The sequence below is a fragment of the Roseateles sp. P5_E11 genome (assembly GCF_054049355.1).
This window is the reverse complement of sequence record NZ_JBFUMO010000181.1, coordinates 1-10,215: the sequence shown is the minus strand read 5'-3', so window position 1 is coordinate 10,215 and position 10,215 is coordinate 1. Positions and strand designations below refer to the sequence as shown.

Below are 10,215 nucleotides of genomic sequence, written 5' to 3'. Positions count from 1 at the left end.
CCACCATGCTGTCCGACCTCGACTGGGTCGTCTCGGTCGAGCGCGACGGTACCAACCTGCCCTTCATCACGCCCTGGGAGCGCCCGCAGCACGAAGGCGCCATCCGCTTTCCCGACTCACGCCACTTCATCCTTGAAGAAGGTGACGAACTGGAACGCATCGGCTTTGTCATCCTGCAGGGCTGCCGCAACCCGAACGGCTCGGTCGAGCTGAAGCGCCTGGTGCTGCAGGCCAAGGGCCGCGGCCTGGGGCGCTCGGCCGTACGCCAGCTCAAGGCCATGGCTTTCACGCAGCTGAAATCCCATCGCTTCTGGCTGGACGTGACGGCGCTGAACACGCGCGCCCTCGAGCTGTATCGCAGCGAAGGCTTTGTCGAGGAAGGCCGGCTGCGTGAGAGCGTGCGCGTGACAACCGACGGCGCTGACGGCTATGACTCGCTGATCGTCATGTCGCTGCTGGACCGCGAATTCCAGGCGCGTGTGGCCCTCGGGCTGGAGGCCGCATGAAGCCATGGCTGCTCCTGCTGCTGGCCGGCCTGGCACTGCCGGTGCATGCCGAGCTGTGGGGCTATGTCGACTCAGCCGGCATGGCCCACTTCTCGCCGCGCCAACTCGACGCGCGCTATGCCCCCGTGCTCGGCAGCGTCGGCATGAAGCGCGTGCCGGGCAAGACGGACGCGGGCCTGGCGCTGCTGAACTGGCTGGACATCGCTCCCGAAGTGAAGGCCGTCCAGCCTTGGGTGCGCGAGGCCGCCGCCCAGCACGGCGTGGACGCCGACCTGCTGAAGGCCATCATTGCGGTCGAGTCCGGCTACCAGCGCAACGCCGTGTCCCCGCGCGGCGCAACGGGCCTGATGCAGATCACGCCCGAAACGGCCAGCCGCTACGCCTCGCCTGCCGAGGCGGCGCGCTTGATCGAGCCCCGTATCAACATCCACACCGGCGCCCGCATGCTGGCCGATCTGATGCGCCGCTTTGGCCGCATCGACGCAGCCTTGGCGGCCTGGAATGCCGGCGAAGGCGCTGTGCGCCGGGCCGGCAACCGCGTGCCCGACATCGATGAAACCCAGGCCCACGTGCATCTCGTCCTCGAGTTGTACTGGGCCCTGCTGCAGCAGAGCCAACCGGCCCGCGCGCAGCGTTTGACCTTGCATCCATGAGTTCCCAGACCCCCATCGACTTCAACCCGCCCACCGACGACGGTGGCGACAACACGCTGACGCTGGGCGCTTACGCCCAGCAGGCCTATCTCGAATACGCGCTCAGCGTCGTCAAGGGGCGCGCGCTGCCGTCCTATGCCGACGGGCAAAAGCCCGTGCAACGCCGCATCCTCTACGCGATGCAGCGCCTGGGCCTGGGCTGGAGCGGCAACTCCGGTGCCAAGCCCGTCAAGGGCGCCAAGGTCGTCGGCGACGTGCTCGGCAACTTCCACCCGCATGGCGACCRGTCGGTCTATGACGCGCTGGTGCGCATGGCGCAGGACTTTTCGCTGCGCTACCCGCTGATCGACGGCCACGGCAACTTCGGCAGCCGCGACGGCGACGGCGCTGCGGCGATGCGCTACACGGAAGCGCGCCTGGCGCCCATCGCCCGCCTGGTGCTGGACGAGATCGACGAAGGCACGGTGGACTTCCGCGCCAACTACGACGGCACCACGCAGGAACCGGTCGAGCTGCCGGCGCGCCTGCCCTTCGTGCTGCTGAACGGTGCCAGCGGTATCGCCGTGGGCCTGGCCACCGAGATTCCCAGCCACAACCTGCGTGAGGTGGCCGCTGCGGCCGTGGCGCTGCTGAAGGACGACAAGCTCTCCGACGAAGCGCTGTTCGATCTGATCCCCGGCCCGGACTTCCCTGGCGGCGGCCAGCTGATCAGCGCGCCTGAGGACATCCGCGCGGCCTACACCTCGGGCAGGGGCAGCCTGAAGGTGCGTGCCCGCTGGAAGATCGAGGATCTGGCGCGCGGCCAGTGGCAGCTCGTCGTCACCGAGTTGCCGCACGGCACCAGCGCGCAGAAGGTGCTGGAAGAGATCGAGGAGCTGTCCAACCCCAAGGTCAAGGCGGGCAAGAAGACACTGTCGGCCGACCAGTTGCAGCTCAAGGCCAGTCTGCTGGCGGTGCTGGACGGCGTGCGCGACGAGTCCAGCAAGGACGCGGCCGTGCGCATCGTCTTCGAGCCCAAGAGCCGCACCGTCGAGCAGCAGGACCTGATCAACACGCTGCTGGCCCACACCAGCCTGGAGAGCAGCGCGCCCGTCAACATGACGATGATCGGCGCCGACGGGCGGCCGACACAGAAGAGCCTGCGCCAGGTGTTGGCCGAGTGGGTGGGCTTCCGCCAGACGACGGTGCGCCGCCGCACCGAGCATCGCCTGGCCCACGTCAACGACCGCATCCATGTGCTCGAAGGCCGGCAGCTGGTGCTGCTGAACATCGACGAGGTCATTCGCATCATTCGCGAGTCCGACGAGCCCAAGGCCGCGCTGATCGAGCATTTCAAGCTCAGCGACCGTCAGGCGGAAGACATCCTTGAAATCCGCCTGCGTCAATTGGCACGGCTGGAGGCCATCAAGATCGAGCAGGAGCTGTCCAAGCTGCGCGATGAGCGCACGAAGCTGGAAGACATCCTCGGCTCCACCCCGGCGCTGCGCCGCACCGTCATCAAGGAGATCGAGGCTGACGCCAAGCAGTTCGGCGACGACCGCCGCACGCTGATCCAGGCCGACAAGCGCGTCGTTGCCGAAGTGAAGATCGTCGACGAGCCGGTCACCGTCATCGTCAGCCAGAAGGGCTGGGTGAGGGCGCTCAAGGGCCACGAGGTCGACATCGCCGCCCAGACCTTCAAGGCCGGCGACACGCTGTGGGGGGCGTTCCGCTGCCGCAGCGTCGATCCCCTCATCGTGGTCGGCAGCAACGGCAGGGTCTACTCCGTCCCCATCTCGACCTTGCCCGGTGGCCGTGGCGACGGCCAGCCCATCACGACCATGATCGAGCTGGAGACGGGCAGCCAGATCGCCCATTACGTTGCCGGTGCACCGAACCAGCGCCTGGTGTTTGCCGGTTCGACCGGCTATGGCCTGATCGCCCAGATCGGCGACCTGGTCGGGCGCCAGAAGGCCGGCAAGACCTTCCTTGCGCTTGACGACGGCGAGCTGCCGCTCCTGGCCGCAGTGCCTAACGACGTAGTCGCTCTCCAGCTTGGCGTGCTGAGCGCCCAGGGGCGTCTTTTGAGCTTCCCGCTGGATGAACTCAAGCACCAGCCCAAGGGCGGCAAGGGTCTGATGCTGATGGACCTGGAGGCCAAGGACAGCGTGGCGTCCATCGCCTGCTTCACGACCCAGTTGCGCGTGCTCGGCAGCGGCCGCGGCGGCAAGCCGCGCGAGGAATTGCTGAAGAACCAGTCCTTGGCTGCCCACGCTGGCAAACGCGCCCGCAAGGGCAAAGCGGTGGACGGCCTGCAGAAGGTCGCGCGCCTGACGGCCGAATAAGGTGCATGCGCTCAGAAAAGGTGACAGCCGGCCGTGACTTGGTGCACATCTGACAAAGCTTAGGGCGGCGTTTACAAGTTGCTACAAACCCGGCCCGTGATGTCCCTAGTGCAAGGGGTATGCAGGCGATTCAACAGTCTTCGCTGCACTGCACAATGGTTTCCGGCGGTTGTGCTTGACCGTCCAAAGTCAGGAGCTACGCAATGAAATTGAAAAACCTCGCCGCCGCATCCGTGGTGGCTCTAACCGCGCTCAGCAGCCAAGCTGCTTCCTTCAACTGGGGGGCGCATGATGCGTTTGAAGTCGGTGGCAACACCGTCTCTGGCGCCGTGTTCGACACCTTTTCGTTCTCGCTTGGTACCAGCAGCACGCTGACCAGCAGCGTGATCGCCAATCCCGGCAGCTTCTTGGGTTCGGCTTACACGCTGTACTCCTCAGGAGCTGACCACATGGTTGGTGGCGGTGACGATTCCTTTGTGGGCGCTTGGGGATTTAACACCGCAAACACCGTGGCGCTGGGTTCGGGCAGCTACTACTACTCCGTCCTGGGTGGCGCTACCGGCTCGTCCACATACGCCATCAGCTCTGTCGCGGCTGCGGTGCCGGAACCCGAAACCTACGCCCTTCTGGGTGCAGGCCTGGGCGTCATCGGCTTCCTCGCCTCGCGTCGCCGCCGCGATTCCTGATCGCGGTTGAACTGCCTGCGCGCTCCCAACGGCGCGCAGGCAGCTCACGACCCGTACAGCCCTGGTCATCCTGATCCAGGGCTTTTTCATGGGCGTCTCAAACTCGATCGACTAAGGGGTGGCCGCTGCGGCGCCGATGTGGCGCTCCAGGAAGCGCTCCACGCGGCCCCAGAAGTCCACGCTCGTCTCCAACGAGCGCCAGCCATGGCCCTCGTTGGGGTACACCACCCATTCCAGGCTTCGATGGCCTGCGGCTTCCAGGGCCTTTTTCATGTCGACGCCCTGCTGGACCTCAACGCGGCGGTCCTCGGCGCCATAGGCCATCAGCAGCGGCTGCTTGATCTTGGCGGCGAGCTTGACGGGCGCATTGGTGGCGAGCATCTCCGCGTCGTTCACCGGGTCGCCGACCAGCAGCTTGAGGTCGTGTTCGGCCCACATGCTCTGAATGTCGGTGTGGCTGCGGCTGAACAGCGAGGCCGGGTCGGTAACCCCCGCCCACTCGAAGCCGCAGCGGAAGAGCTCCGGGTTGCGCACCAAGCCCATGAGCGTGGCGTAGCCGCCGTAGCTGGCACCGGCGACGCAGATGCGCTTGGGGTCGGCGAGCCCTTTGTCGACGGCCCATTGGGCGGCGTCGGCGAGGTCGGCCTGCATGGCCTGGCCCCATTGCTTGCGGCCAAGGTTTTCATGGTGCTCTCCGTAACCCTCGCTGCCCCGGAATTCCGGCTCGATGACGAGGTAACCGCGGTTGGCGAGGAATTGCGCCATGTCGTTCCAGTACCAGTGATTGCCCCGCACCCAGGGGCCGCCGTGCACGAGCACGACCGCTGGACGCGAGGCGGCCGCACCGAGCGGCTTGGTCAGTTGCACGGGCATGGCCAGGCCGTCGCGGGTCTTCACGCGCAGAACCTCGCGCTCCGCCATGTCGGCGGCACGTACGGACGGACGCGACCGGAACAGCATCTTCAGCTGGCGGCTGTCGCGGTCATAGGCGTAAATGATTTCAGGCTGGCGGTCGGATGCGGCGTGGATCAGCACGCGCTTGTCCTTCAGGCAGTCGCGGCAGCTGATGGCGTTGACGGTGGCGGGTAGCAGCTTGTCGATCTCGGCCTGCAGGGCCTTCATGTCCTTGTCGAACCAGGCGGTGTCAGCGGCATCGGCCTCGTAGCGCAGGCCGATCAGCCGGCCGCTGTCGCGGTCCAGCACCGGGTGGCCGGTCCAGTCGTAGCCACGGATGGAGAGCAGGGTCTGGCGGCTGTCGCCCATCGCGCTGAGGCGCTGCACGATGCGGATGTCGCCCTTGGACTCGGCCGCGTCATGGCCGGCCACGAGCAGGTCACCGCCCGGCAGGCGCGCCAGCGGCATCGGCATGGGGTCGATGTTGCGGCGGCCGGAGCGCCAGAGCTTCCAGGACCGGGTCTCGGCGTCGAAGAGATGCACGCCGAAGCCCGCGCCCTCCATCGTGATGCAGGCCTGCGGCTGGCCCTTGCCGTCCACCAGCCACTCGGCCACGCGGTTGGGCACGTTGTCGGTAACCAGCGTCAGCTTGCCCGTGCGCGTGTTGAGCCGGCCCAGCACCTCGTGGCTGAACTCGCCGTTCTCGTCCCAGGTGTAGCGCTGCACCATGACGTCGTCGCTGTCGTCGTCCAGCGCGCGCAGCAACCGCCAGTTCCAGGGCAGCAGTTTGTCAACGGCTTCCTTGATGCGCGTGCCGGTCTGGGCCTGGCCGGGGTTGATGTTGAAGCGCGTGGAGATCAGCTGCGTCACCTCGCCGCTGCGCACGTCCAGCACCCAGAGGCCCGTGGAGACTGGCGTGTCGCGCAGTTCGTGGCGCTGCCAGGCCTGAAAGACCAGCCGGTTGGGATTGAGCCAGTGGACGCTGGCGACGTCGAGCCGGTCCACGGCTGCGACGACGTCGGTGGGGCTGTCGTCGTCTACCCGAGCCAGCGCGAGCTTGGTGCGCTCGCCAGGGCGGTTGACGAGGACGGCGACGCGGCTCTGGTCAGGCGACAGCACGGCGCGCTCGAAAGCCGGCGGCCTGAAGAAGGCCTCGATGGGTAGCTTGGGCGCCTGGGCGCCGGCGAGTGCAGACGACAACAGGGCCAGCGTGACGCTGGCCTGCGCGATGATTCTCATGACTTCTCCCTGAAAACGGGGCCGAAGCCTACTCGACCCGCAACGGTAATGTGCCCTTGCGGGCGTCAATCATCGAAGCCCGGGAAGAGCCGGCTCGGGAACACCATGCTCTGCGTCGTGCGAACGACGGCGCCGTCCTTGAAGTGGACGTTGAAGCGCAGGCCATAGCCCGCCTGGTCGGGCTCGATGGTCCAGTCCCAGACGTCTTCGCCGCTGAGGCGGAAGAACACACGCGTGCGCTCGCGGCCGAGGATGCGGCTGACCTGTTCGGGCGTCATGCCCGGCTCGATGCGGGCGCGGCCGGCAGGGGAGAGGCCGTCCTCGATGCGGACCAGCCGGCCATCGACGGCCAGGCGAACCATGTAGCTGTGCCGGCCCATCGGCTGGTTCGAATATTCGAGCGTCCGGCCGCCGTCAGCCTCGGGCCAGGTGCGCACCGGCTGGCCATAGAGTGCGATGACGTCCGTCTCGCCGCTGACGCCGGGCTTCAGCCGCGCATCGCGATCCGGCGTCGCGCAGCCGGTGAGCAGTGCGGCGCAGAGAGCGAGGGCGGCGAGTCGCATGGCGATATTCAACGCTGGGCCAGGGCCCTCGCGCAGTCGCTGACGAGGCCCGGGCCCTTGTAGATGAGGCCGGTGTAGACCTGCACAAGGTCGGCACCGGCGGTGATTTTGGCGCGCGCGTCGGCACCGCTCATGACGCCGCCCACACCGATGATGGGATAGCCCGCCGGCAGGGCTGCGCGCAGCAGGCGAATGACGCGGTTGCTGGCCTCGAAGACCGGGGCGCCCGACAGGCCACCCATCTCGTTCGCATAGGGCAGGCCCTTGACGGCGTCGCGCGCGATCGTCGTGTTCGTGGCGATGACGCCGTCGATGCCGTTGGCCTTCAGCGTCTGGGCGATGACGGCAACCTGGTCTTCCTCCAGATCTGGCGCGATCTTGACGAACATCGGCACGCGCCGACCGCTCTGGCTGTCGAGCTGTTGCTTGCGCTGCTGCAGCGTGCCCAGCAAGGCACCCAGTGCTTCGTCGCTCTGCAGCGCGCGCAGGTTCTTGGTGTTGGGGCTGGAGATGTTGACGGTGATGTAGTCGGCATGCGGATGCACGCCCTCCAGGCCGAGCAGGTAGTCGTCCGCAGCGTTCTCGATGGGCGTCGCGGCGTTCTTGCCGATGTTCAGGCCGAGGATGCCGCCGGCCTTGCGGAAGCTGTGGGCGCGCTTCACGTTGGCGATGAAGCTTGCGAGCCCCTCGTTGTTGAAGCCCAGGCGGTTGATCAGCGCGTGGGCTTCGGGCAGGCGGAACATGCGCGGCTTGTCGTTGCCCGGCTGGCCTTTGGGCGTCACGGTGCCGACCTCGATGAAACCGAAGCCCATCGCGCCCAGGCCGTCGATGCAGCGGCCGTTCTTGTCCAGGCCGGCGGCCAGGCCGATGCGGTTCGGGAAGCGCAGGCCGGCGATGGTGACCGGATCGCTGATGCGTTCGCCGCACCAGAGCAGTTGCGCGGGCGTGTTCTGCAGCTTCGCGATGCTGTTCAGCGTCAGCTCATGGGCGTGCTCGGGGTCCAGGCCGAACAGGAAGGGGCGGGTGAGGGCGTAGGGGATCAGCGGCATAGCCCGTGATTCTCTCAGTCGCGGTCCCACGGCGGCACGTCGCCCATCTGCTCCAGCATGAAGTCGATCAGCGCCCGCACCTTGGGCGCCGGATGGCGGTTGGGCAGGTAGACGGCGTACAGGGTGTTGGCATCCGCCAGGCCGCCGACCGGCTGCCAGTCGGGCAGCACGGCCTTGAGCCGCCCCGCGCGCAGGTCTGCGCCGACGGCATAGGTGGGCAGCACGGCCAGGCCCAGGCCGGCCAGGGCGGCCACGCGCAGGGATTCGCTGCTGTTGGCCGTCAGCCCGCTTTCGAAGCGAAGCGCGCCGCGGGTCTCGACCTCGGCTTCGCCCAGTTCGCCGTGGCGGAAGCGCCAGCGGTCGGGCGATTGCAGATAGCCAAAGCGCAGGCAGCGGTGCCCGGAGATGTCGGCTACCGCCAGGGGTTCGCCATGAGTCTCGAGGTAGGCCGGCGCGGCGCAAAGCACGAAGCGGATCGTTGCCAGCCGCCGCGCCACCAACCCGTCCGACGGCTTGTGCGTCAGCCGCAGCACGACATCGAAGCCTTCCTCGGCCAGGTCGACATAGCGGTCGTTCAGCCCCAGCACGACGTCGATCTGTGGGTACCGCGCGCAGAACGCCGCCACCAGCGCCGTGAACTGCAGATTGCCGAAGGCGGTGGATACCGACAGCCGCAGCACGCCGCGCGGCTCGTCACGGCGGCCGGCCAACTCAGTCTCCAGCGCCAGCGACTCGTCCAGCAGCCGCAACGCGCGCTCGTAGACGGCCTGGCCCTCGGCCGTCGGGCTGACGCTGCGCGTCGTGCGGTGCAGCAGCCGCGTGCCGAGCTGGTCCTCCAGCCTCACCACCTGCTTGCTGACGGCCGACTTGGTGGTGCCCAGCAGGCGTGCGGCGCCCGAAAAGCCCTTGGCGTCGACGACGCGGGCGAAGGCTTGCAGGTCTTCAAGGCGGCCCATGGTAACTGTGCTCCGTTTGGAAACTCTGAATCGACTATTGGATGGATTGTGTCCTGGACCATTGATTCCTAGAGTGCAGCCATCCCTTTAAGGAGCTGCCATGTCCACCACATCGTTGTCGCCCTGCATGGCCCGGTCCTTCCGGCCCGGCCCGATCGATCGGCTGCTGAGCGCTGTCGTCGCGTCCAGCCTGCCGCTGCTCTTCATCTTGCTGTGGAGCAGCGGCTACGTCGCCGGCAAGCTGGCCCTGCCGCACACCGGGCCGCTGACCTTGCTGACCCTGCGCTTCGGCCTCGCCGCTGTCGTGCTGCTCGCTGTAGCGATGGCCACTTGCGCGCCCTGGCCGCACCGGGCGCGTGGTTGGGCGCATCTGGCCGTCGTCGGCCTGCTGATGCAGGTGCTGCACTTCTCTTGCATCTACTTCGCCTTGCAATGGGGCCTGAGCGCCGGCGTGGCCGGGCTGCTGATCGGGCTGATGCCGCTGGCGACGGCCCTGGGTGCCCACCTGTGGCTGGCCGAGCGCATTGGCCAGCGCCAGTTGCTGGCATTGCTCGGCGGCCTGGTGGGTGTGGGCCTGGTCATCGCCGACAAGCCTCTGAACGGCGCCTGGACCGCCTACGCCGTGGCCGGCCTGGGCCTGCTCGGCCTCGTCGCCGGCACGCTCTACCAGAAGCGCTTCTGCGCCCACATGGACCTGCGCAGCGGTGCCGGCGTGCAGATGGCCGTGTCGGCCCTGGCCGTTGCTGCGGTGGCAGGCCCGACCGAAGGATTTGCCATCGACTGGGCGCCCGAGCTGATCGGCTCGTGGTTGTGGCTGGGCCTGGTGAACTCCATTGGCGCCTTCAGCCTGATGTTCATCATGATCCGCCGCGGCCAGGCGGGGCAGGTGGCGCGGCTGTTCTTCCTGATCCCGGGCGTGTCGGCGCTGATGGGTTTCGTGCTGCTGGGCGAGCGCCTGGAGCCGCTGGCGCTGGCCGGTTTTGGCCTCTCTGCGCTGGCGGTGTGCTTTGCCGCCGCCAAGCGGTGAACCGACGGCTCGATAGAGCCGGCAAAATGCGGGGCTTGCCTGGAGCCCTGCAATGAAACCTTTAGACGATCCCCACCACGACCGCGAAGCGGGCTCCCGCGACGAGACGCGCGACACGACGCGTACCGATGACACCCGCATCGGCGCCGTCCGCGCGCTGATCAGCCCGGCCCTGCTGCTCGAGGAACTGCCCATCCCCGACGCGACGTTGGAGCTGGTCGAGCAGGCCCGCCAGCAGATCAGTGACGTGCTGCATGGCCGCGACGACCGCCTGCTTGTCATCGTCGGCCCCTGTTCCATCCACGACCACGACCAGGC

General features: G+C 67.5%; 9 protein-coding genes and 1 pseudogene. 6 read left to right on the top strand and 4 right to left on the bottom strand.

The window, feature by feature from the left end:
* The 4 genes from ACXJKR_RS15045 to ACXJKR_RS15030 form a co-directional block, all read left to right on the top strand.
* A partial coding sequence (locus tag ACXJKR_RS15045; RefSeq protein WP_457323511.1) for a GNAT family N-acetyltransferase occupies positions 1 to 506 on the top strand: 506 nt, incomplete at its 5' end.
* Positions 503 to 1,159: a lytic transglycosylase domain-containing protein gene (locus ACXJKR_RS15040; RefSeq protein WP_457323510.1), complete on the top strand. Its 657-nt coding sequence runs from the start codon at positions 503 to 505 to the stop codon at positions 1,157 to 1,159. The genes ACXJKR_RS15045 and ACXJKR_RS15040, both read left to right, overlap by 4 nt.
* The gene (gene parC, locus ACXJKR_RS15035; RefSeq protein WP_457323509.1) at positions 1,156 to 3,483 is read left to right on the top strand and encodes a DNA topoisomerase IV subunit A; all 2,328 of its coding nucleotides are present in this window, start codon (positions 1,156 to 1,158) and stop codon (positions 3,481 to 3,483) included. The genes ACXJKR_RS15040 and parC overlap by 4 nt, the downstream gene beginning before the upstream one ends.
* Positions 3,484 to 3,686: 203 nt before the next feature.
* Positions 3,687 to 4,169 (top strand): FxDxF family PEP-CTERM protein, encoded by a 483-nt coding sequence (locus ACXJKR_RS15030; protein ID WP_056196142.1) that lies wholly within the window; start codon positions 3,687 to 3,689, stop codon positions 4,167 to 4,169.
* Between the two features lie 111 nt (positions 4,170 to 4,280).
* On the opposite strand, the gene ACXJKR_RS15025 is transcribed toward ACXJKR_RS15030, so the two are convergent.
* The 4 genes from ACXJKR_RS15025 to ACXJKR_RS15010 all read right to left on the bottom strand — a co-directional run bounded on the left by ACXJKR_RS15025 (position 4,281) and on the right by ACXJKR_RS15010 (position 8,870).
* Positions 4,281 to 6,302: an alpha/beta hydrolase family protein gene (locus tag ACXJKR_RS15025; RefSeq protein WP_056196144.1), complete on the bottom strand. Its 2,022-nt coding sequence runs from the start codon at positions 6,300 to 6,302 to the stop codon at positions 4,281 to 4,283.
* Positions 6,303 to 6,367: 65 nt separating this feature from the next.
* Complete coding sequence (locus ACXJKR_RS15020; protein ID WP_457323508.1) at positions 6,368 to 6,865, bottom strand: outer membrane protein assembly factor BamE; 498 nt, start codon at positions 6,863 to 6,865, stop codon at positions 6,368 to 6,370.
* A gap of 8 nt (positions 6,866 to 6,873) precedes the next feature.
* Complete coding sequence (locus ACXJKR_RS15015) at positions 6,874 to 7,914, bottom strand: quinone-dependent dihydroorotate dehydrogenase (protein ID WP_056196149.1); 1,041 nt, start codon at positions 7,912 to 7,914, stop codon at positions 6,874 to 6,876.
* 14 nt (positions 7,915 to 7,928) lie between these two features.
* Positions 7,929 to 8,870, bottom strand: a complete 942-nt coding sequence (locus tag ACXJKR_RS15010; protein WP_457323507.1) for a LysR family transcriptional regulator — start codon at positions 8,868 to 8,870, stop codon at positions 7,929 to 7,931.
* A 100-nt stretch (positions 8,871 to 8,970) separates the two neighbouring features.
* Between ACXJKR_RS15010 and ACXJKR_RS15005 the strand changes: the two genes are divergently transcribed.
* Both ACXJKR_RS15005 and ACXJKR_RS15000 read left to right on the top strand, forming a co-directional pair.
* Complete coding sequence (locus ACXJKR_RS15005; RefSeq protein ID WP_457323506.1) at positions 8,971 to 9,897, top strand: DMT family transporter; 927 nt, start codon at positions 8,971 to 8,973, stop codon at positions 9,895 to 9,897.
* A 52-nt stretch (positions 9,898 to 9,949) separates the two neighbouring features.
* Positions 9,950 to 10,215: pseudogene (locus tag ACXJKR_RS15000) on the top strand (3-deoxy-7-phosphoheptulonate synthase); the annotation flags it as partial.

What these genes read in the sequence shown, in the direction of transcription:
- ACXJKR_RS15040 (WP_457323510.1), top strand. Translation starts at nt 503, where the DNA reads ATGAAGCCATGGCTGCTCCTGCTGCTGGCCGGCCTGGCACTGCCGGTG.
- ACXJKR_RS15030 (WP_056196142.1), top strand. Translation starts at nt 3,687, where the DNA reads ATGAAATTGAAAAACCTCGCCGCCGCATCCGTGGTGGCTCTAACCGCG.
- ACXJKR_RS15025 (WP_056196144.1), bottom strand. Translation starts at nt 6,302, where the DNA reads ATGAGAATCATCGCGCAGGCCAGCGTCACGCTGGCCCTGTTGTCGTCT.
- ACXJKR_RS15020 (WP_457323508.1), bottom strand. Translation starts at nt 6,865, where the DNA reads ATGCGACTCGCCGCCCTCGCTCTCTGCGCCGCACTGCTCACCGGCTGC.
- ACXJKR_RS15015 (WP_056196149.1), bottom strand. Translation starts at nt 7,914, where the DNA reads ATGCCGCTGATCCCCTACGCCCTCACCCGCCCCTTCCTGTTCGGCCTG.
- ACXJKR_RS15010 (WP_457323507.1), bottom strand. Translation starts at nt 8,870, where the DNA reads ATGGGCCGCCTTGAAGACCTGCAAGCCTTCGCCCGCGTCGTCGACGCC.
- ACXJKR_RS15005 (WP_457323506.1), top strand. Translation starts at nt 8,971, where the DNA reads ATGTCCACCACATCGTTGTCGCCCTGCATGGCCCGGTCCTTCCGGCCC.